Origin of the sequence: Chitinophaga sp. (assembly GCF_035538455.1) — a bacterium.
In the GTDB taxonomy this organism is placed as follows: Bacteria; Bacteroidota; Bacteroidia; order Chitinophagales; family Chitinophagaceae; genus Chitinophaga.
In genome coordinates, this window is the sequence record NZ_DATLKJ010000048.1 from 1 (window position 1) to 23,554 (window position 23,554).

Sequence of the window (23,554 nt, forward strand, 5' to 3'; positions counted from 1 at the left end):
GACATGCAGTTGTCGTTGAGAATAATCAGTACGTTGGCATTTGCCACCCCTGCATGGTTGAGGGCTTCGAAGGCCATGCCAGCTGTCATGGCGCCATCGCCGATAACGGCAATATGCTGGCGGTCAAACTCTCCTTTGTAATGGGAGGCCATAGCCATACCAAGTGCTGCTGATATGGAGGTAGAGGAATGCCCTACTCCGAATGTATCGTATTCGCTTTCGTCGCGTTTAGGAAACCCACTGATACCTTTATATTTCCTGTTGGTAGGAAATTCTTCTCTCCTGCCGGTGAGAATTTTGTGGCCATAAGCCTGGTGGCCTACGTCCCATACCAGCTGATCGTAAGGAGTATTGAAGATGTAATGCAGGGCAACTGTCAGTTCCACCACGCCGAGGCTGGCCGCAAAGTGGCCACCATGTACGCTTACCACGTCAATTATGTACTGACGCAGCTCATCGCATACCTGGTGCAGCTGATCTTTGCTCAGCTTGCGCAAATCAGCAGGGTATTGTATCTGGCTTAACAGAGGGCCGGCTGTAATGTTCATAATAAATGGATCAGGGTTTATGTTTGGAACAAAAGTACTAAAAAATATGTGTTGTACGCTGGCGGGGAGGTAGGAAAAGGCGTGTTTTACGGGATACGGACCATTCACAGCTTGGCATTCGCCATTTACCCAAGTGATTCACCATTTATAACATTTAGGTTCCAGTGGGGAGGCTCATAAGGTATTTTTGGAATACTGGGGAAGTTTATTAACTTAAATTGATGTTTAAAAAGATATCCAAATATTGGTGGTGTCAGATACTGGGCTGGGCAATGTATCTCCTTATAAACCTGTTTTTCAACTTCACCCTGATTAAAGGAAATCTGAATGCTGTAATGGTAAATCTGTTAGTATTCAGTATTTGTGGGGTAGTTTCCACGCACATTTTCCGGACGTTGATCAACCGGCGACGCAGCTGGGGGAGTGCCAGTTTAGAGAAACAGGCTCTCTTGTTTTTTATTATGGTGGTGAGTACCGGGGTGGTATTGTATGTCAGCTATAACTGGACACTGAGTTATGTGATCGGGTATGGGCAGAAAGGTCAGGGTTTTGTCAGGAATATCATATTGGGTGGGCTTTTGTCGGCTTTTGCCATTTCCAGCATATGGTGGTTTATCTACTTTATCTGGCATTACATAGACCGTAACCGTACTTCCTACCTGGATCATCTGAAGCTGGAAGCAACGGTGAAGGAGTTGGAGCTTAAAACGATCAAGGCGCAGATGAATCCGCACTTTATCTTCAATGCGCTCAACAGTATCCGGGCATTGGTAGATGAGAATCCGCAACGGGCAAGGACGGCAATCACGGAGCTTTCCAATATATTACGCAGTTCTATGTCTACTGAAAAGTCGGAGACGGTGAGCCTGGAGAATGAACTAAATATTGTAAAAGATTACCTTGCACTGGAGCATATCCGCTTTGAGGAGCGGTTGCGGGTGCAGTATGAGATTGATCCGGATACCCTGGAGTTGCAGGTGCCTCCGATGATGTTGCAGACGTTGGTAGAGAATGCCATCAAGCATGGGATCTCCCGCGTAATCAGTGGTGGGACGGTATATATCGCTTCAAGGGTGAAAGGGATGGAACATGAAATTACAATAGAGAATACAGGACAGCTGGAAGAACCTCAGGTGAACGGGCATGGGCTGGGATTACAAAGTACGCGGCAGCGATTAAGCCTGTTGTATGGAAATCGCGCTACATTTGAGATCCATAACAAAGATGCCAAAACTGTGGAAGCCAGGGTGGTGATGCCGCTTGTCTGACTTCTGTGATTTATAAACCGTTGTAATCTGCGGTGTGCAAAGATTACAGCATTAATTTTTTAATCGTAAAATAAATTCATCAACCAAACTTCATATTGCAATGAAAAAAGCATTGATAATAGATGATGAACGCCTGGCCAGAAGTGAGCTGAAGAAATTACTGGCGGATCACCCGGAGATTGTGGTAGTTGGAGAAGCTGTAAATGCGAAGGATGGTATAGAAAAGATAGAATCACTGCATCCTGATTTGCTCTTCCTCGATATCCAGATGCCGGATAAGACCGGGTTTGACCTGCTGGCTGAACTGGAGAAGACGCCGCAGGTAATCTTTACTACGGCATATGATGAATATGCGTTGAAAGCATTTGAATACAATGCGCTGGACTACCTGCTGAAGCCGGTGGAGCCCAAGCGTCTGGCGGATGCTATTCACAAGTTGCACCAGCAGGATGAAAAAGACCGGATTGCGGCTACAGGTGGTATACGCTCATTGCTTTCTGAAAACGATCAGGTATTTGTGAAAGATGGAGATCGTTGCTGGTTTGTAAAGTTGCAGGAAATACGCCTGTTTGAGAGTGTGGGTAACTATGCGAGGGTGTATTTTGAGGCTAACAAGCCGCTGATTCTGAAATCGCTCAATGCGTTGGAAGAAAGGCTGGATGAGCGGGTATTTTTCCGCGCCAACCGTAAGCATATTGTTAATCTGCGGATGATTGAGAAAATCGATACTTACTTCAATGGGGGCCTTCTGCTGGAAATGCGGGGTGGTGAAAAGATTGAGGTAAGCCGTAGGCAGGCCGTCAAGTTCAAAGAAATGATGAGCCTTTAAAAGAGCGTGCTGTCAGCTTTAGCTGTTAGTATTAGTTTTAGTGTTAAATAAATAAGGGCCGGCTGTTTTAGCCGGCCCTTATTATTTAGTTATTTAGTTATTTGAAGATTTTGTTATTGATCAGAGACTTACCGCCTTGTTGCTGGAGTGAACGGCATCAGAAAGTTCCTTAATCAGGGAAAGGTCATTTTCAATGGCATTTCCTACAACTATAATATCCGCGCCGGCTTTACAGTTACGGTATGCTTTTTCAGCATCCCGGATACCGCCGCCAACGATGATGGGAACTTCCACCTGGCTGGCCACTCTGTTGATCATGGCTTCAGGAATAGGAATACGGGCTCCGCTGCCGGCATCCATGTAAATGACTTTCATGCCAAGCATTTCACCGGCCATGGCAGTGCACATGGCGATATCTGCTTTATCTGAAGGAATGGGGGATGCATTGCTGATATAGGAAACAGTGGTAGGAGCTCCTCCATCAATTACCATGTAACCTGTGGAAATCACCTCCAGCTGGCTTTTCTTCACTGCGGCAGCGGAAACAACATGCTGGCCGATGAGCAATTCAGGATTCCTGCCGGAAATCATGGAAAGATACAGCAGTGCGTCAGCGTACCTGGAAACCTGTGAGGGGCTTCCTGGAAATAAAACAACTGGAATGTTACAACTGGCTTTCAGCTGTTGCACACATTCATCGAGATGATCAGTTATGACAAGGCTACCACCAAGAAAGATATAATCAACCCTGGCAGCAGTACACTTATCCGCAAGCTCCAATATACCGGCAGGACTTACCTTGTCCGGGTCTATTAAAACCGCAAACGCCTTTTCCTTCTTAACCTTTTTTTCGATGAACGAAGTGTATATTTTATTGTACATCAATAGCGCATTGTTCCGGTTGTCGCAAATGTATAATTTTTTTATTAATAACCCACATTGCTAAATAAATATGCATTCAATTCATTTTCCATGAATGAACATTAACTTATTGCAGTATACAAACATTTACGGAAAGTTTTATGTGGATGGCAAATTTTAAGCCGGATTTTTTATATCAGCTTGGTTTATAACAAATAAAGTGATAAACAGTTTGTTCAATTATCCACAAACTGTGCAAAATAAATCGGTTTTCCGAGGTATTTTAAAATTAACTTTAGATACCTCCGCGAGAATGCAATTCTATCATCCTTAGAAAAATTTATTGGCATGAAAAATTCAGTCAGCAACGAAAGCGGCCTCACCTTTTCCAGGCATTTTACCAGAGAGGGTGTGAGTCCGTATGAGCAGTTTGAATATGACCTGCGCTCTTCAGTGATCCGTAATCCTGGTGGTGATGTTGTGTTTGAGATGACCAACGTTGAAGTTCCAAAAGACTGGTCGCAGATAGCAACAGATATACTGGCCCAGAAATATTTCCGCAAAGCGGGAGTACCGCAGGAAGACGGAAGTTCTGGCCCGGAGACCTCTGTGAAGCAGGTTGTACATCGTATGGCCAACTGCTGGCGTGCCTGGGGAGAACGTTATGAGTACTTCGCTTCAGAAAAGGATGCACAAATTTTTTATGAAGAGCTTTGCTACTGTATGTTGAACCAGGCATGTGTGCCTAACTCACCACAATGGTTTAACACCGGGCTGTATGAGAGTTACGGTATTAAGGGGAAGCCCCAGGGTCATTATTATGTGGAACAACGTACCGGCAAGTTGGAGAAATCCACTTCTGCTTATGAGCGGCCTCAACCCCATGCCTGCTTTATTCTCAGTGTAGATGACGACCTGGTGAATGATGGCGGAATTATGGATCTCTGGATGCGTGAGGCCCGCATCTTTAAATATGGTTCTGGTGTGGGCACTAACTTTTCACACATCCGTGGGGAAGGCGAAAAGTTAAGTGGGGGTGGTACCTCCAGTGGGCTTATGAGCTTTCTGCGTATAGGAGATCGTGCTGCGGCTGCTATCAAATCCGGTGGCACTACGCGCCGGGCGGCTAAAATGGTATGTCTTGATCTTGATCATCCTGAGATCATGGAATTTGTTAACTGGAAGGTGGAAGAAGAAAAGAAAGTGGCAGCGCTCATAGCAGCCGGGTATTCTTCCGATTATGAGGGAGAGGCATACCGTACAGTATCCGGGCAGAACTCTAATAACTCAGTACGCATCCCCAATAGCTTTTTTCATCAGCTTCAGGCAAACGGCGATTGGGAACTGAAGGCACGTACTTCCGGGAAAACCATGAAGACTGTGAAAGCGCAGGATCTGTGGGATCAGGTCGCTTATGCCGCCTGGCGTTGTGCAGATCCCGGTACTCAATATGATACTACCATCAATGAGTGGCATACTTGTCCGCAGGGTGGACGGATCAACGCATCCAACCCTTGTTCAGAATATATGTTCCTTGATAATACGGCTTGTAACCTGGCATCTGTAAATCTGCGCCGTTTCTACGATGAAAAGATTAACCAGTTTGATGTTACGGGGTTTGAATACACGGTGCGATTGTGGACGGTGGTGCTGGAAGTATCTGTGCTGATGGCCCAGTTTCCGTCTAAAGAGGTGGCAGCATTGAGTTATGATTACCGAACGCTGGGCCTGGGGTACGCTAATCTTGGCTCCATGCTGATGGTGAGTGGGATTGCGTATGACAGCGAGGAAGCGCGTGGTATTGCCGGTGCGATTACGGCTATCATGACGGGAGTGGCTTATAAGACCTCCGCGGAGATGGCTTCACATCTGGGTGCATTTTCGCGGTATGAAGAAAACAAAGCTGATATGCTGCGTGTAATGCGCAACCACCGTGCGGCGGCTTATGATGCTGTGGAAGCGTATGAGGGGATAGAAATAAAACCCAAAGGTATTCAGGCGCGCTATTGCCCGGACTACCTGCTCAAAGCAGCTACAAGAGCATGGGACGAGGCAGTACAGTGGGGCGAAAAATATGGTTATCGCAATGCGCAGGCTACTGTGATAGCCCCCACCGGTACTATCGGGCTGGTGATGGATTGCGATACTACCGGTGTGGAACCGGATTTCGCGTTGGTGAAATTCAAGAAGTTGTCCGGTGGCGGATATTTTAAGATCATCAATCAGTCTATTCCAACAGCGTTGCATAACCTGGGCTACAAACCACATGAGATAAAGGCTATTGTAGACTATGCAAAGGGCAGCGGCAGTTTCGCCGGCGCGCCATACGTCAATCATCAGTCGCTGAGTGAGAAGGGTTTCATTGCAGAAGAGCTGAGGAAGCTGGATGCTGCGGTGTCTTCTTCATTCGAAATTTCCTTTGTGTTTAACGTATACACGTTGGGAGAAGCATGTTTGCAAAGGCTGGGATTTGCGCCTGAGCAGTACTTCAACCTGGAGTTCAGCCTGCTGCATGAATTGGGTTTTACAGATGCGGAGATTGATGCAGCCAATGATTACATCTGTGGAACAATGACGGTGGAAGGTGCACCATATCTGAAGGAAGAGCATCTGCCGGTATTTGATTGTGCGAACAAATGTGGAAAGCATGGCATGAGATATATTCATCCACATGGTCATATCAGGATGATGGCGGCAACGCAGCCTTTTATCTCCGGGGCCATATCTAAAACGATTAACCTGCCCAATGAAGCAGAGGTTGCAGAGATTGCAGATGCATATATGATGAGTTGGGAACTTGGATTGAAAGCATGTGCGCTTTACAGGGACGGTAGTAAACTTAGTCAGCCGCTCAGTAATAAGAGTGACAGGAAAAGGAAGGGGGATGTTGATCCGCAGGGAGTTTCAGCGACTTCTCAGATCATTGATCTGAATCAGCTGACCATAGATGAATTGTTGGAGGAAGTGAACAAGCGGATGCTGGCCAGTAAGGATACCACATTAAAGCGGCAGCTGTCGCGCATTGTAGAGCGACAAACCTTGCCGCCCAAGCGCGGAGGCTTTACGCAGAAGGCGAAAGTTGGGGGCCAGGCTATATTTTTGCGTACCGGCGAATACAATGATGGTACGCTTGGAGAGATATTCATTGATCTTGCAAAGGAAGGATCTACTTTGCGCAGTCTGATGAACTGCTTTGCTATAGCGGTTTCCGTAGGATTGCAATATGGGGTACCGCTGGAAGAATTCGTAGATAAGTTTATATTCACACGGTTTGAACCGGCGGGTATGGTGGACCATCCGAATATAAAGTCTGCAACGTCGCTTGTAGACTACATCTTCAGGGTATTGGGATATGAATATCTTGGGCGAACCGATCTTGTGCATGTGCTGGATGCTCCGGGCAATACTGGTGAAGAGGATGAAGAAGAGCCACCAGCAACACCTTCATTATCTAATGTACGTGTTACATCTGTTGGTAATGCAAGTAACGGCGCACCTAAGGTTCCACGGCAACAGGCTACAGTGGCTCATTCGCACGAAAGTAACACACAAGATTATATGAGAAGTATGCAACGTGACGCACCTGCATGCAGCACATGCGGACACATAACTGTGCGTTCAGGTACATGTTACAAATGTCTGAATTGCGGTACCAGCATGGGTTGTAGCTGATTGTGTGTTATAACTCTTGTTAATGATATGTTATTGTGTCTTTAAAATTTCAAAGAAAAATAACATGCACTTATCTTTGTATTCAAATAGGGTTTTCATAGGATAGTAACAAATTGAGGGCGCTTTTCTAGGCGCCCTTACTTTTTAAAATAACCCTTGAATTATTCTTCACGTTCTCTTCGATAGAGATTTTCTCCATTTATCATTGTATTTAATAACCTTCTAAGATTATCTCATTTTTTTATATAAAATTTAATTAATGGTTCCTTTATTGGAGCATTTTTAAATTTTTGGTGGACACTACCATCATCATATAATTTTATTATATTTGTTATTGTATTAATTTTTATTATGGTTACTGTCCCATGAAAAACCAATTATTCCTACACCGCATGATTCATCATGCATTGTAAATGACTCTCGAAAGCAATGGTTCGCCCATTGCTTTTGTTTTTTTGGGGGGTAATAATCAGATCTGGTAGAAAAGTTGGGGGAATATATAAGAAATAGATTTTTCCGGAGTTGAAATGAGGAAGGTGGTTTTTGGGGGATACAAATTTGGTTGCCACCCTCTTAGGTTGGTCCATTATACCGGGGTCAGCCATTGAAAATCAATTTTATGGAAACGCGCCGGAACGGCATCTAATGAACCGCCTGATGCTTTAGATAAAAGTTAAAGGAGCGTGTTTCTACGTATATTTTTTCTGAGATTAGCAAACTCTGAATATAATTTGTATTTTTAGACTCGAAAATTTGGATGCCTTATGAAAAAGCTGTTGTTAATGCTGTTGGTAGTTTTGGCCGCAGCCACATCAGCAAATGCCAGCACTGGTTTCAATAACGGAAATAATAACGGTGGTAAGAACGGCGGAGACAACAACGATAACCGTAACAATGCCAAGACCAACGACAAGCCCAAACCTGTAAGGGTAGAAGAATTTGTACTGTTATTTCCAAGAGTAGAATCAACGGAGAAGGTAGATGAAGCAGAGTTGGAAAAAGCTATTGTGGACCTATATAAATGGTACCTGCAAAACGAGACCAAGATCAATACAAACGACTTTCTGAAAGAAAGTGGTAAAGAGCTTGCGTTTCCGTTCAAAGTAGATCCGAAAGTACTGCAACAATACTTTCTTTTTATCAAGAAAAACTTCCCTGGATTCAGCGAGGATGAGCTTTCATCTGTAAAACGCAACCGGAAGAAGGACGCGCCTGTTACTATGCGTGACGAAATGGAAAATCCTATGTCGATTTCAGTTAACAGATAAAATAGTTTTGCCCGGGGCCTGATGCAGTTAGAGTTTAATTATAATAAGGGAGAGGTATTGCATGCATTGCGCTATCATTTTATGCACCGGGGCGAAATCAAGGTCTTCCGTAATACTATCATCATTTTTTTACTGGCTACTATAGCGGGTTATTCTTTTAACCTGGTAACGTCCAGTGCGCTCACAGGTATATCTGCCATGGTGCTGATCCTGGGTTGGGTGTTCTGGTATCTCCTGCCCATTTCCATTTACAATAAGGCGGCCACTTTTAAAGATAAGATCCAGCTGAACTATTCTGAGGAGGGGGTGCAGATTTCCACTCTTGCGAGCGATCACAAGCGGTCTATTAGTTGGAAGAGTTTTTCACGTGTGGTGGAAACGAAAAAATTCTTTTTTCTCTACCGGGACAAGAAAACCTTCTTCCTGATTCCCACCAGCGCTTTTAAATCAGAGGAAGCATACCAGCAGTTTGCCAGTATGCTCAGAATGAAATTCGCTAATTACAAATAATTTTCTCATAGACTGAAAGCATGTATCACAGCAAAGTGGAGGATGTGATTCATGGTTTTGTTGCCATTTCCGCCTTGCACAAGCTGGTTCATATAGCCGATGTCCGCCTTTATTGCCGGATTGATCTGGTAGCCGAATGCAAGCAGAAAGCGGTTCTGATCGAAGAAGAGATTATTGATATTATTTCCCCAGAGGTTCATGAAGATTTCTTCCTGTAAGGCAATATAAAACGGCGTAGGGGCGGCTTTATGTTTTAACGGCAGCTGTGTACGGTTGAAGTAGCGTAGTCTGTTGCCGTATTTCCAGTTGCCGATAGCTGCTTTGGCGCCTGGTCCCGACGGTTGTGCCACCCATCTTTGTTCCAGCCTTACCCGATGAGTCATATCGAGGCTGCGTTCCTTATAAATGTATTGTTCAAACAGGCGATGTTCCGGGAGCCAGGTGTTGCTTACTGCGTTATAGGTAGGTACGAAGGCATATCCCAGCAACACATAATGCTGCTTGTTTATTGCGTATTGGAGGCCGCCGCGCATCAGCAGTTGTCCTTGTTTGCTGATACCATCCTTGATACGTCCCTGTATATCAAAAGGAACGGTCCATTTGTTATTGATCTTCATGGTACCGAAATAGGTATACCAATGCTGGTAGGCGTGCGTCATTTCCTGGGCTGCTACAAAACGGGAAATGATCATGCAGGCCAGTAGTAACAATACTTTCCTCATAATCTGAATATAGGTAAGGGGTAAAGATAAAAAAAAACGCCCGCATGAAGCGGGCGTCCGGGTTGATTGTTGTTTTAGTATAGCTGTGTGTTATGGCTGTTTGTTATACCAGAGCATAGTGCCTTTGGTATCGCCACCGATGGCGGCGGCGGCAGACGTGTAATTAACTGCGTTCTGCGTTTGTTCTGAGATCAGGTAAGTGAGGCGGTAAGGCACAAACTTAACACCAGGATCTATGGACCCGGAAACGGGTGCAATGAACAACGGCGAGCCACCGGGCTTATTGAATTTCAGCCTGGTTCTTTCAAACCATCCCTGAAACCCTTGTGGGTAAAGCGCCAGCCATTTCTGTGTGCCGATTACGTTTTTCCAGTCGGCCGCATTGTAAGGCACACGGCTGATGTAAGCCTGGACAATAGAGTCTGTGATGTTATTGCTATTGGTCAGCGTGCGCCAGTATTCAATGGAAGCCCTGACACCATTATTGTAATGAGTAGTGGCGTCTCCTACGCTGAAGCCGCGGGCAGCCGCCTCAGCCAGGATGAATTCCACTTCCGGGTACCCCATCAGCATGCCGGGCATGGTAGCGCTGTAGATTTGTGTGCCTGGAATGGAATAGTTGGCGGGTGGTAGCCTGTTCTTATCAGAACTGGCCCAGCCATAAGGCATTCCTTTGATGGTATCACCTTGCGCCTTGCGGGCGTATATGGGCAGCCGTGGGTCGCCTACGCTTTTCATGTAATCGACCAGTGTGGAGCTGACAAAGAAATCGGATATTGGACGCTCAGAGTCATTGAAAGGGAACTTGTTAGGTGCTTCGTTCCGGTATTGGAACTGGGCGTTGTCTGCGTTACCAGTGAAAGCGCCCTGGTAGTGTGCTTCAATGATCTTCCGGGCTTTTTCTTTGTCTACGTCAGCCATTCGTATGGCCATACGGAGCATGAGTGAGTGCGCCAGCTTCTTCCAGTTGTCGATATTACCATTGTAGATAACGTCTCCGGCAGTGAAGCTGGGTTGTGTATTGTCCAGGATTTTTATCTGTGCTTCGAGTGTGTCCAGTTCCGCATTATACACGGTCTGGGCATCATCATATTTGGGTGTGATGTTGGTAGTTACCTGGAATGTCTGAGAATAAGGAATATTGCCGTAGGTATCTGCGAGTGTTTCGTATATCCATGCACGAAAGATCAGCGCCATTGCATTCTGATTGGCGATACCTGGTTGTCCTGCTTTCTGGGCGTTCTGTTTCAGCAGGCCATCCAGGTTGTGCAGGGAAATCCTGTACAGATTGTTCCAGAGTGTGGAGTTGTTACCTTCATCGAGCTGATACTGGCTGTCGTTTGTTCTGGAGTTGCCGGACCAGTATTGAGCGTAGTGCATGGCAATGTAACCATTCTGAAGTCCGCTGTAAAGCAGATCCATGGTAGCTTTTTGTGCACCGGTGAACAGGTATTGCGGATCTGCTGTGGAGGGCTTGTTTGGATTGGTGTTCAGCTCATCCAGTTTTTTACAGCCGGTAACAGCCATTGACACGGCCAGTAGAAATGCGCTGCTATATTTTATAATTCGTTTGGTCATCTTCACAAGTTTTAGAATGATACATTCAGATTCAGGCCATATGAGCGGAGTGAAGGCAATGCACCTCCTTCAATACCCTGGATATTGGAGGCTGAATTGAGAATGTTGGATGGATCCACATTCGGCGCATTGGACTTGATCAGCCACAGGTTACGACCATAGAGCGAAAGCCTGGCGCCCTGTGCGTGAATCTTTTTATACCATGATTCGGGCAGGTTATACCCTAGTTTCACTTCTCTCAGGTATATATAACTCGCATCATACAGGTTCGCTTTACTAATGACGTTACCGCCATTGAAGTTAAAGTTATCCTGTGCAGAGATGACTTTTGTATTGGGTTTGCCATCTGCGGTAACACCGGGAACCACAATGCCATTCTCGCGGATACCGTTGGCCACTGTGCTTTCCAACAGACCTGATTTTTCGCCGTACAGGTTAGTGTAGGAGAAGAAACTTCCGCCTTTCTGAAAATCTACCAGTGCTGACAGGTATATACCTTTATACGTAAAGGAGTTGGTAACACCGCCTACATAGTCCGGATAGGCGTTTCCGATATTCTGTATCGGGCTGGGCACGTAGAAGCCGCGATCGTCCACCAGCTTTTGTCCGTTAAGGTAAGTATAGTCAGTACCACGGATTGTTCCCAGCGGTTCGCCTACAGCAGCCACTACAGATACTTTCTGGGTACGGCGGTCGCTACCGATGGTGAGAATGGGCAACGATGTATTGTATTGCGCCACATCCATATTCAGGAGTTTGTTCCTGTTGCGCGCTACGTTGGCATTGATATCCCAGCGGAAGCCGTTTTTCAGGCGGATGGGATTCAGGTTGAGTCCTATTTCAATGCCCTGGTTCTGTACGCTTCCTCCATTTACATAAGCGCCGATAAATCCGGTAGCAGCTGGTATCTGGAGTGTGATGATCTGGTTTTTGGTGGTGCGGTTGTAGTAGGTAAAGTCGAGGCCTATACGATTATCCAGGAATTTCAGTTCTACGCCGGTTTCATATTCTGTGGTACGTTCCGGTTTCAGGTTTGCATTGAACTGAACGGGACTGAACTGTGACAGCGGGTAGTTACCGAATGGCGGCACAAAATCGTAGGTATTGTAAAGGCTGTAAGCATCAGCATCGTTACCTACCGCGGCCATACTACCTCTCAGTTTACCAAATGTCAGCCATTTCCATTCTTTCAGCAGGTCGGAAAACACAAAAGAGAGGGAAGCTGAGGGGTAGAAGTACTGGTTATTACCCCGTGCCAGTGTGGAGCTCCAATCGCTTCTGCCGGTGAGGTCAAGGAACAGCATGTTCTTATACCCCAGATTGGCGGTAGCAAATGCGGAGTTGATTTGTTTTTCGTACAGTTCGTCAATGGGAGATGCTACCTGTACAGAGTTACCAAGATTGTACACTCCCTTTGTGGTGAGGCCGCCGACTGTACTGCCGCCGGTGGTAGTCCATTTGCGATGCATGATGTTACCGCCCAGGGTAGCATTAAGGAGGAAGTCTTTCCCGAAATTCTTTTTGATATCTGCAGTTACCTGGTAGTTCATTTCGCGGGAAGTGCGGATGCGTTTGATATATCCGCCTACGAAATAGTCTTTCGCGGTTCTTTCTTCTTCCAGGGTATTATAATCGTCCATAAATACACGGCCGGAGAAGGAAAGCCATTTATTGGCTTCAATATCTATTCCCACATTACCGAAGAGGCGGTTGCGGCCATCTGTTTCATAATCCATATAGCGGTTCCAGTATGGGCCGTTGCTGGATACGGGAGAAGGGTCGTTCCATGCCTTACGGTTCCAGGTGATCTGCGAACCATCTGCATACTGATAGCGTTTTTCCATTTCCAGATCCAACTGGCGCTGACCATACATGGTAAACTGCAGTGTAGGATTAGGTCCTGTGAAACCTGTACCCGGACGCGCTTTGGCGCGTAAAGCGCTGTAATTCATGGATGCGGAAGCCGTAACGCCTTTGGTAAGCTGGTAATTACCATTAAACGACAGGTTGTTGCGGTTCATCGAGGAATTGGGCAGGATAAAGGTTTGAGTCATGTTGCCATAAGACAGGCGGAAGCCGCCTTTATCATTGTTACCGCCCACTGCGATATTATTGGTAAGTGTAAATCCTGTGCGGTAGAAATCTTTTACGTTGTTTGGATGTGCCGACCACGGCGCTGTTTTACCGAAGAAAGGATTGTTTTTGTTTTTGTCCCATGACCAGTATGGACGTACCATACGGCCATCCAGTTTCGGGCCCCAGGAAGCATCTTCATAATATTGCGGCATCAGGTCATAGCGTCCTTTGCCGTTGTTGTCGTCGTAAGTAGCGCTTTGTTCATTAAGGAAAGCTTCAGGATGATCTTTGTAATAAAGCGTATCGAATCTGCCACCGCTGCCGCCGCCATACATGTTCTGGTATTTGGGCAGTATGGATACCTGATCTATCTGGGCATTGAGGCTGTAGGTCACGCCTAATCCTTTTTCACTCTCAGGACGCTTTTTAGTGGTGATCAGGAGCACACCGTTGGCGCCACGGCTGCCATACAAGGCAGTAGCAGCAGCACCTTTCAGTACGGAGATGTTTTCTATATCTTCCGGGTTGATGTCCTGCAGGGGGCTGCCGAAATCATAGCCACCGCCGCCATTGAGCTGTCCGCCCTGGTTGGTGTTATTGTTCATCATTGGGACGCCATCCAGTACGAAGAAAGCATTGTTATCACCGAGGATAGACTTTACACCGCGTATGGTGATCTTGCTGGAACCTCCCATAGAACCGGTGTTGGTATTGACCTGCAGGCCGGGTACCTTACCACTCAGCGCATTCACGAAGTTTACTTCCTTTGCTTCCTGTACTGCACTTCCACTTACTTCCTGCATGGCGAAGCCGACAGAGCGTGGGTTTTTCTTGATACCGAGCGCAGTCACTACTACTTCTCCCAAAACTTTTTTATTGGCGTTTACAGGCGTGAGGGTAACAGCGAGTGGTTCCCTCTTTGCGATGGGAATGGTTTGTTCAGCAAATGTGGGGGATGTGATCAGCAGGGTATCGTTGATACCTGCCTTGATGGTGAATTTACCGTCAGGATCACTTACCGCGTTCAGTTTGGCTGTTTTGTTCTTCACTATTGCGCCTGGAATAGGTGTGCCCTTATCGTCTTTAACCATACCATTGAGTGAGAACTTACCGATCTCTTTTTTAACAGTAGCGTCATCAGGCGGAAGGATCAAACCTGTGTCCTTGCTGGGTTTGGCGGCACTATCCCTGGTGGGTTTGGTAGTAGTGTCTTTTACAGGTTTTGCAGTATCCTGCTGCGGTTTGGCGGCAGTATCCTGCCTGGGCTTCTGTTTGATAGTAGTATCGGCAGCAGCGGGTTTAATGACTACCGGAACGGTGGTATCTGCAGGTTGCTGATGCATGGTGAGATACCCTTCGGGTTTTGTGTATGCGCTGCCGGAGGTATAGCAGAAAAGTGCATAGCACAGCCCCGACCAGGCTAGTACATGGCTTCTCATCTTATAAATCTTGATTTGGTTACAAATTTTTTTGACAGTATTCTTATCCTGTCTATTGTCATACTGCTCATATCAATATAACAATACAATCAAAAGGCGTTATACAATGACCTGACTGAGATTCTTTTTTGATTTTGAACTGAGATTCTTTTGATTTGCAGGATTATGATGATGAACGGAAGTTGTTAATCAAGATAAGTATATCATCAACATACGCTACAGTATAATATCATCACAATGGCTCAATCAGGAGAATCCCATAGATCAAAAGGAATCACAGTCTTTTCCGCATTTCGTAGTGGGGAATTCCCACTTCTGTAAATTCTTCCCCATCGGTTTCGTAGCCTAGTTTTTCATAGAAGCCTGCAGCTGTTTTGCGGGCATGCATCATGAGTATATGAAAGCCGTTTTCAGTGGCGCTCTTTTCGGCGAACAGAATTATATCGCGGCCTACGCCCTTGCCCTGGAGTGCAGGTGATACGGCCATCTGCCGCAGCTGCACTGTATCTTCACTAAATGGCGAGAGTATACAGCAGCCAGCCAGAAAGGTATTATTGTCTTCATCTTTGTGGAAAGCACCAATGAGAATATCATTTATCTCCTGTTGCAGGTATTCTTCTGAAAATGTTAATCCCAGTGGTTTTCGCAGTACTTCATCCCTGAGTTTTACCATCTCGTGGTAGTCACAACTACCGTATTCGATTATACGAAAATCAAGCATGTGCTGTAATTTGTAATGAGGCACAAAGGTACGATACCCTTATCAATGCGATTCGCAGCCTGGATCACTATGTGACTGCATGTACCCGACATCATTTGGAAGAGCACAAATAGTCTGCCAACAGGCTGTAACCGGTTATACAGGTTTTGCCGTGGTAAGAGATTCCACAATCAGCTTGTCAACAGATTTCACGCGCAGCAGGTCATCTTCTATCAGTAGGGCGTTGGGGTGTGTATCGGTACAGATCACACGTCCGAATAGGCCACTTTTTTTGATACGTTGAAAGCCGTTGCCGGCAAAGATGCCGTGTGTGGTGATTACACATATTTCCCTGGCGCCCGCATCGCGGTATGCTTCTGCCGCATGGATAAGGGAGCCGCCGGTACGGATCATGTCATCGTAGATGATGACGGTTTTATCATTTACATCTGCGCTGATGGCTGTGATGGCTGTTTCTTCACCAGAGAGCCGTTTTTTGAAAACGAAAGCGGCGGGCACGTGGAGGTCGTTGGCCAGGGATTCCACCCATTTGGCGCGGCCGGCATCTGTGCTGGCCAGTACAAAGGGCTGCCCATTTGCCAACTCAACAGCGGCCTCTTTCACAAAGTCCTTTGCATACAGGTGTGTGGGCCTGATACCGCTTTCAAAATACCAGGTGATGCCATCCACATGCAGATCTATCATTATGATTCTATTGCCGCGGGAGGTATTGGGTAATGAGGAAAACAGTACAGCGCGGGTTTTGGCTTTGACGATTTCTCCGTATTTCACTGCTCTTTCCATCGTTGAATATCCGAAATAGGGAATTACTATATCCACAGAAAGCGCACCCAGCTGTATACTGCCACTGGCGAGGTCATAGAGTTCAAGCGTTTCTTTGTCGTCGATGGTGCCTCCGATCAGTATTACTTCTTTGTTGCTTACGTCGCTGAGGATGCGGTGATAGTGTTCGCCATCGGGGAAATCACGGATCTCGAGTTGGCCATTTTCCCACCGGTTGTTGATGAGTGTGAGGATACGATCTTTGAGATATTGATAGTGCTGAGTAGCGAAAATAATCTTCTGTGGCATGATAATAGTGAATTGAAGTAAAAATAAGCTATTTATAAGCCTGATTATTAATATTTTTGTATTTGGGCACTGTCATATCTCCGCTTTTTTAACTTTTCATTTGCGGGGGGAACATTAAATTTGAAGGATTAGTATTTTCATGATTCGTTTTACAGCATATATAGGGGCACTGTTTTTATTCTTTTTTATTCACCTGCAAGACACTGTTGCCCAGGTAAGGTTATCTGGTATGGTAGCAGATCAGGAAACGAAAACGGGGTTGCCATTTGTTTCCATTGTCAATAAGCGAACGATGACCGGTACGCTCAGTAATGAAAGCGGTCGTTATTATATTGAGGCGATGCCTGGTGATACACTTGAGTTTTCGATGCTCAGCTATGCATCCAAACAGATTGTGGCGCCGGGAATGTCTTCTTCCCTGGATGTTTATCTTCCGAAAAGATTGTTCGAGCTGCAGGGGGTTAATGTAAAAGGAAGCAATTACCGAAAGGACTCGCTGGCCATGCGCGATGAGTACGGGCGTTACTTCAATTATCACAAACCAGGAGCAATGGACGTTCTTAAGACGTTGCCAGCCAATCCGATTACTGCACTTAGTTATCTTGTGCCAAGTAAGGCCCGCAAACGCAAGGAACAGTTTCACGAGCAGCTTCTGTACTGGGAGAAGGAAAAGTATATTGACTACAGATATTCGCCGGAGCTGGTCGGAAAAATGACGAAACTGCAAAGCCCTGAGCTGGATTCTTTCATGTATAAATACAGGCCGGGATACCAGTTCCTGAACGATGCCTCTGAATATGACCTGTTGCTGTATATCAAGCAATCATTTGAAGATTACCAGCGCAGAAAAGGTTCAAAATAACAGCCAGCTGACGTATAGCCTTTGGCGAAAGTATATTATCAGCTTTGAAGACTGCCTTTAACGGCATAGTTTTCAAAGCTGATTTTTTTTGTCTGACTCTCCTATTATTACCAAATTGTTAACTCAAAAAATCGCTTGGGAATACTTCTCTTCTGAAACGTACTCTTATTGTTTGATGCCCTTAAAGCATGTCTGCGAAAGGGAAACGGTTAAGGTTACTATTATGAGCATAGATAAACAGTTACTGGAAAAATATTTCAAGGGAAGATGTACTGACGCTGAGCAGGAGCTGGTGGAGGCATATCTTTCACGCCCGGAAACTGAAGAACTGGATAGCTATCTTATGGATAGCTGGCAGGAGGTTACAACAACAATAGATGCCGTTCCTGAGCAGACCCCTCAGAAGAAACAACGGGTTATCACCATGAAGCACTGGTATAGTGCTGCCGCAGCGGTGATCAGTATTGTGGGGCTGGCTACCTGGTTCTGGCAGACACAGAAGAACGGTACCAGTCAGGTAGCAATGATCAAGTCAGATACATTGTACAATGCGGGTAATAAAGTACAGTTGTTTACCATGCCTGATGGTTCAGAGGTATGGCTGAATGCGCATGCCGCGGTAATATACAATTACAGCTATAACCAACAGAATCGTGAGCTGTGGCTCAATGGAGAAGGGTATTTCAAAGTGATGAAGGATGAGACCAAACCTTTTCTGGTACATACGGGTCTGTTGACAACTACGGTGCTGGGTACTGAGTTCAACATTGCTACGGGTAACAGGGCAGATGGCGGCATAGAGGTAAGCCTGGTATCAGGTAAAGTGGCAGTGAGCGTGGAATCAGATATACACCCGTTTAGACAGATACTGACACCGGGCCAAATGCTGGCATACAGAAAAGGCCAGTTACCGGTTGTTCAGCAATTCAATAAAACCACCATTCTTGACTGGAAAGCAGGGAAAATTGTATTTGACCGAACTACACTGGAAGACGTTTTTGCCAAGTTGCAGAGCCGATGGGGATGCACTATTCTACTGGAAGACGCTTCCCTGGCCAGAAAAAGGGTTACCGGCGAGTTCAGGTCAGACTTGTCACTAGATCAGATACTGTCAACACTGGAGTATGTGCATAATTTCACTTGTACGCGTACAGGTGATAAGGCCTACCTGGTGAAAAAGAAAAACGTTCATTAACCTTTCTGTCCGACTGTAATATCAACACTGTAGAGGCCGGGCAGGAATTATGCGAAGAAACACAAATGTAAGACGCCTTTCACCGGAGATCTTTCGGATAGGTATTCAACTTAAATCAATAAAAAAATAAAGTACAACCTTATGCAAAAATCTACAAACAGATTTTGTACAGGAAGAAGTATGTCATGTAAAGTCGTGATCCTGTTAGTTCTTTTGTCTGGCCTGTCACCGCTGTTTCTCAGGGCACAGTCCTACAGATCTCTCAGCGACAGAGTGCAAGTGCAGATGGTAAATACCAATGCAGCCGCTGTTGTGAAAGTATTGCAACAACAAACCAGCTATACCTTCATCTATGATCCGGAATATCTGCAGCAGTGTGCATTGCACGATGTGAAGTTTCCGGGCACACCGCTCGGCGATGTGCTGAACTATATTGATAATAATGCTCCTCTTGATATTGAACTTACAAAAAATAACTCCATCGCGCTACGTAAAGGCACACCAGAAAAGCCTGCCAGCAGAAGCAATGGACGCATCACCGGAAAGGTGGTAGACAATAAGAATGAACCACTGCCAGGCGTAACGGTTCTCGTTCAGGGCGGACAGGGCACTGTTACCAATGTAGACGGAACCTATGATCTGGCGCTGGCTCCAGGGGTATACGAACTTACTTTCAGCTTTATATCATTTGAATCGCGGAAGGTAACAGAGGTGAATGTGAAAGATAAAGGTATAACACCGCTGGATGTAGTGTTGAAAAGCAGTGGCTCCAGGCTGAAGGAAGTAACCGTTACCGGCAATTACCGCAAAGCTTCTATTGAAGGATTGTATGCACTGCAAAAGAATAACTCTGCCATTACAGATGGCATCAGTGCGGAGCAGATTGCACGTACACCCGACAAGAACATCGGAGAGGTATTGAAACGTGTGAGCGGCCTCGCTACAATGGATAATAAATATGTAGTAGTACGTGGTTTGAGTGAACGGTATAACCAGGCTATACTGAACGGGCAGGTAATGCCCAGTACAGAGCTGAACAGAAAGAACTTCAGCTTTGATATTATCCCTTCCAATATGGTGGAGAATATCACTGTTGTAAAGACTATTACGCCTGATCGCAGTGCTGAATTTGGCGGTGGATTGGTAGAGGTGAATACTATTGATATTCCTACCGAAAACTTTTTGAATCTTTCTGTTGGCGTGAGCTATAACGATAAAACAGTAGGGAAGGATTTTTTGTCCCTGCCCCTGAGTGGAAAGGAATACAGTGGTAGTGCAGCAAAGCACCGGTATCTTTTTGGTACGCTTGACTGGAAAGACAGGGATGATATTATCAACCGTTATAACACTGAAGGAAAGAATCCTTCGGCGTTCAGTAATAACTGGGGCGTAACAAAATTCAAAGCGCCTATTTCTCCCAACTACCAGGCTTCTTTTGGTCATGTGTTTCGTATGGACGGTGGCCGGCAGTGGGGTATCGTGGCATCAGCAGGATACAGGAATACATTAGCTACGCAGGATGTGGTTCTTGGCCGTGAGGGTTTTCCAGAGACAGGAGGCAGTGATGATAAGGATAATTCATCGTTTAAAGGACAACGTTATGGATTTACCACTAACCTGGGAGGATTGCTTGGGGTAGGTTACCGTACAGAGAAAAGCAGGATAGGCTTTCAATCAATGTACCTGAGAACGCTTGACCAACAGTTCATCCTCGGCAACGGGCCAAATGATCTTTCGCCTAATATGCTTGGTCTTTTTGATCTGGCCATGCAAACCACACTGTGGCAGAATCAGTTGAGAGGAGAGCATTCGCTGGGACGTAATGGTATAAAATTGAAATGGACAGGTAGTTATCTCAAACTGGACAGGCAGAAGCCGGATAATCATTACCTGTTAGCTGACTATAAACAGGTTGAAGGTGCTGAGAAAAATGATTACAATATTTCCAATGCCATCAGCAAGTTCTCTGAAGGTGCGCTGAGATGGTGGAGCCGTGCACTGGAGAATAATTACAACTGGGATGTTTCGGTATCTGTACCATTTAAGTTTAATGCAGGCAAGGTAAATTTTGATAATACATTCAAAGGCGGATATGCGGGGTGGAATAAAGACAGGTTGTTTTATGTTGTGAATACAACTTCCAGGATTGATCCCAAAGGAAATTATGTGCCGCTTTCACAGGCATTTACGGGAGGGAATGGACTGCAAATGCAGGTCAGCGAGTTTGGGGATAACTTTAAACGAAAATCGGCTTCCCTGCATGCTTTGTATGCTATGCTCGACAACAAGATCGGGGATAAAATAAGGCTGGTATGGGGCCTCAGAGCAGAATATTACAACTTAAATGGTGTAAATGACAGACTGGATTCAGCGTTTGCCAAGTATAAAAGTGCAGGGCAGGATTTTGATTATGCAGATATAATGAACCGGGAACCTAACTGGCGCTTCTTCCCTTCTGCGAATCTCACGTATTCACTGACGCCTTCCATGAACCTGCGTGCAGCCTATTCGGAAAGTATAATCAGACCTGATTTAAGAGAGCTGTCTTCTTTCAGGGAATATGATTTTGAATTGGGCGGTGGTTATACAGCGGGCATTGTGAGATCGACTACTATCAAGCATGTTGATCTGCGTTATGAATGGTATCCGGGACCTGGAGAAATTGTATCAACATCATTCTTCTATAAAGATCTCGCTTATCCTATGGAAATCTACCAGGTAGATCTCCTCAGAGAATTTGAATTGAGAAACAGTAAGTCTGCTAAAAACTATGGAGTTGAGATAGAAGTGAGAAAGTCTCTCGCTTTTACAAAAGTGCCTGTGGTTCGTAACCTTACCCTGTATGGCAACTTTACCTACCTGGATTCAAAGGTTAAACCTATGACTACTAACGTTGGATTGTTTGATCCGTCCAATCCTAAGAAGGTAATGCTGAAAGAAACAGTTGGTGAAGAAGAAAAAAGGCCACAAATGGGAGCCAGCAACTTTATGTTCAATGCGGGTATCTATTATGATATGAAGCCATTATCTGTGAGTGTTGTATATAACAGTGTTACTAACAGGGTCTTTTTGCCTAATGCAGTTTACAGGATGTCATTAATGGAGAGACCGTTACAATCACTGGATGCCCAGGTAGGAGTAAGATTGCTCAAAGATAAAGCAGAGATAAGACTGAATGTTTCTAATCTGCTGGGCAGCTACTCTGTGATATACAGGAATATGTTTACACAGGAAGAGGAACAGGCAATGAAGGATGGAAAGGCTCCCACCACATCGCAGATGAAGTATGACCGTGCAAGTGATCATTTGAATTACAAAGCAACTCCTGGCCGTACTTATAGTGCTACCGTCAGTTACCGATTTTAACAACAAGACGTAGTTTTTTTGTAGAGTATAAACTTTTTACGCGTAACCGAATATAAATCCTGATCAGGTATTGCAATTACAATTATTCATTTGTTTAAACTTAAAAAAGTAGAATCCCATGAACAAGAAGCCCTTAGCGGTAACCCTCATGTCAGCAGCAGCGTTCGGCATGATGTTAGGTACTTCCTGCAAAAAAGAAAACGGTAATGTAGTAAATGAGCGTTCAGTACTGGCTGGTAAACCTCCCAAAACAGACAGCACTATCACTGGCGTTATCACCAGCAACCTGTTTCTGAGCAACACTAAAAACTATCTGCTCAGCGGTCTGGTTTATGTTGCCAACAGTGCCACTTTAACTATTGAGCATGGTACATGGATCGGCGGTATTAAATCTACAGGTACTGGTCCTGGCGGTGGTTTGATCATTACCCGCGGTTCCAAGATCATTGCTGATGGATTGCTTGCCAACGGTACTAACGATCCTATTGTATTCTCTTCTAACGAAGCAAACCCTGTTTCAGGTGACTGGAGCGGTGTGGTATTACTGGGTCAGGCTCCAACCAACCACGCTGCAGCTGTAAGAATTGAAGGTATTCCTGATAACGAGCCAGCGGACGCTACTTACGGTGGTCCTGCTAACAACAACTCTAGCGACAATTCTGGTATCCTCAGATATGTAAGAATTGAATACGCTGGTTATGAATTGTCAACTGATAACGAATTGAACGGTCTGACACTGGGTGGTGTTGGTAACGGTACTATTCTGGATTACATCGAAGTGTACAAATCAAAAGATGATGCTTTCGAATTCTTCGGTGGTACAGTTAATGCTTCTCACTTGGTAGCTATCGATGCGCTGGATGATATGTTTGATACTGATAACGGTTATAGCGGTACTATCTCTTATGCTCTGGGTGTTTCTGATCCTAATCGTGCTGACAAGAGTCAGTCAAACGGTTTTGAGAGTGATAACAACGCCGCTGGTGGTTATGTTACTCCGTACACTCATCCTACTTACAACAACATCACTATCATTGGTCAGCCTACTGCAGCTGCTGCGTCTATCACTAACGGTCAGCCTTCTGGCAACGGTAAGTACGGTCGCGCTGCACACCTGAGAAGAAATGCTGAATTTGCCATCAACAACTCTATCTTCCTTGGCTTCAATTATGGTATCACTCAGGATACTACACTTCCTGGTGGTGTACCTGGTGTACCTAACACTTTATCTAAGTATTGGTCTGGTATTTCTACCCTGACAACTAACTATGTGCATGCTTATATAAATGCATATGATAAAGAGGGTAATAGCAACCACTTCGCGATTACTCCGCTGGGTACTACCAACAAAGCGTATGTTAGCACAAACCCCAATGCCAGCATCTTGCTGAGTGCTCCGTTTGCTGCTACACGTGTTATCGGTAACTACATTCCTCAGTCTCTGTCTCCTGCTAAAAATGCCGGTGCTTTCCCTACTGGAAACACTACATGGGCTAATGGCTGGACAATACTGTAAGCCTTCTTATTTGCAACGTATAGAGGATTATTCCTCTATACGTTGTTTTCCC

16 protein-coding genes are annotated in these 23,554 nt (G+C 45.4%); 9 read left to right on the forward strand and 7 right to left on the reverse strand.

Features of this window, described 5'->3' with window-relative positions; genetic code table 11:
• Positions 1–548, reverse strand: a 548-nt coding sequence (locus tag VM802_RS06040; protein WP_325528932.1) for a 1-deoxy-D-xylulose-5-phosphate synthase N-terminal domain-containing protein, incomplete at its 3' end; no start/stop codon positions are given.
• Between the two features lie 221 nt (positions 549–769).
• On the opposite strand from VM802_RS06040, the gene VM802_RS06045 reads away from it, so the two are divergent.
• Both VM802_RS06045 and VM802_RS06050 read left to right on the forward strand, forming a co-directional pair.
• Positions 770–1,816, forward strand: a complete 1,047-nt coding sequence (locus VM802_RS06045) for a sensor histidine kinase (protein WP_325528933.1) — start codon at positions 770–772, stop codon at positions 1,814–1,816.
• Between the two features lie 100 nt (positions 1,817–1,916).
• Positions 1,917–2,645, forward strand: coding sequence for a LytR/AlgR family response regulator transcription factor (locus VM802_RS06050; protein ID WP_325528934.1), 729 nt, complete (start codon positions 1,917–1,919; stop codon positions 2,643–2,645).
• Between the two features lie 120 nt (positions 2,646–2,765).
• Here VM802_RS06050 and VM802_RS06055 read toward each other — a convergent pair whose 3' ends face one another.
• Complete coding sequence (locus VM802_RS06055; protein WP_325528935.1) at positions 2,766–3,527, reverse strand: phosphoglycerol geranylgeranyltransferase; 762 nt, start codon at positions 3,525–3,527, stop codon at positions 2,766–2,768.
• Positions 3,528–3,854: 327 nt separating this feature from the next.
• Between VM802_RS06055 and VM802_RS06060 the strand changes: the two genes are divergently transcribed.
• The 3 genes from VM802_RS06060 (at position 3,855) to VM802_RS06070 (ending at position 8,956) form a co-directional block, all read left to right on the forward strand.
• Positions 3,855–7,178, forward strand: coding sequence for a vitamin B12-dependent ribonucleotide reductase (locus VM802_RS06060; protein ID WP_325528936.1), 3,324 nt, complete (start codon positions 3,855–3,857; stop codon positions 7,176–7,178).
• A gap of 764 nt (positions 7,179–7,942) precedes the next feature.
• Positions 7,943–8,446, forward strand: coding sequence for a hypothetical protein (locus VM802_RS06065; protein ID WP_325528937.1), 504 nt, complete (start codon positions 7,943–7,945; stop codon positions 8,444–8,446).
• A gap of 21 nt (positions 8,447–8,467) precedes the next feature.
• The gene (locus VM802_RS06070) at positions 8,468–8,956 is read left to right on the forward strand and encodes a YcxB family protein (RefSeq protein WP_325528938.1); all 489 of its coding nucleotides are present in this window, start codon (positions 8,468–8,470) and stop codon (positions 8,954–8,956) included.
• Positions 8,957–8,961: 5 nt separating this feature from the next.
• Here VM802_RS06070 and VM802_RS06075 read toward each other — a convergent pair whose 3' ends face one another.
• From VM802_RS06075 to prs, 5 genes are all read right to left on the reverse strand, one after another.
• Positions 8,962–9,678: a DUF2490 domain-containing protein gene (locus tag VM802_RS06075; RefSeq protein WP_325528939.1), complete on the reverse strand. Its 717-nt coding sequence runs from the start codon at positions 9,676–9,678 to the stop codon at positions 8,962–8,964.
• Positions 9,679–9,768: 90 nt separating this feature from the next.
• Positions 9,769–11,256, reverse strand: coding sequence for a SusD/RagB family nutrient-binding outer membrane lipoprotein (locus VM802_RS06080; RefSeq protein WP_325528940.1), 1,488 nt, complete (start codon positions 11,254–11,256; stop codon positions 9,769–9,771).
• Positions 11,257–11,267: 11 nt separating this feature from the next.
• The gene (locus tag VM802_RS06085) at positions 11,268–14,771 is read right to left on the reverse strand and encodes a SusC/RagA family TonB-linked outer membrane protein (RefSeq protein ID WP_325528941.1); all 3,504 of its coding nucleotides are present in this window, start codon (positions 14,769–14,771) and stop codon (positions 11,268–11,270) included.
• Positions 14,772–15,045: 274 nt separating this feature from the next.
• Positions 15,046–15,492, reverse strand: a complete 447-nt coding sequence (locus VM802_RS06090; protein ID WP_325528942.1) for a GNAT family N-acetyltransferase — start codon at positions 15,490–15,492, stop codon at positions 15,046–15,048.
• 135 nt (positions 15,493–15,627) lie between these two features.
• Positions 15,628–16,563 carry a ribose-phosphate diphosphokinase gene (gene prs / locus VM802_RS06095; RefSeq protein WP_325528943.1) on the reverse strand — a complete coding sequence of 312 codons (936 nt, stop codon included), beginning with the start codon at positions 16,561–16,563 and terminating at the stop codon, positions 15,628–15,630.
• Positions 16,564–16,702: 139 nt separating this feature from the next.
• Between prs and VM802_RS06100 the strand changes: the two genes are divergently transcribed.
• From VM802_RS06100 to VM802_RS06115, 4 genes are all read left to right on the forward strand, one after another.
• A complete protein-coding gene (locus VM802_RS06100; protein ID WP_325528944.1) occupies positions 16,703–17,425 on the forward strand; it encodes a carboxypeptidase-like regulatory domain-containing protein in 723 nt (240 codons plus the stop codon).
• A gap of 223 nt (positions 17,426–17,648) precedes the next feature.
• Positions 17,649–18,620, forward strand: coding sequence for a FecR family protein (locus VM802_RS06105; RefSeq protein ID WP_325528945.1), 972 nt, complete (start codon positions 17,649–17,651; stop codon positions 18,618–18,620).
• Positions 18,621–18,800: 180 nt separating this feature from the next.
• Positions 18,801–21,986, forward strand: coding sequence for a TonB-dependent receptor domain-containing protein (locus tag VM802_RS06110; protein ID WP_325528946.1), 3,186 nt, complete (start codon positions 18,801–18,803; stop codon positions 21,984–21,986).
• A gap of 118 nt (positions 21,987–22,104) precedes the next feature.
• Positions 22,105–23,502, forward strand: a complete 1,398-nt coding sequence (locus tag VM802_RS06115) for a beta-helix domain-containing protein (RefSeq protein ID WP_325528947.1) — start codon at positions 22,105–22,107, stop codon at positions 23,500–23,502.
• Positions 23,503–23,554: the final 52 nt, after the last annotated feature.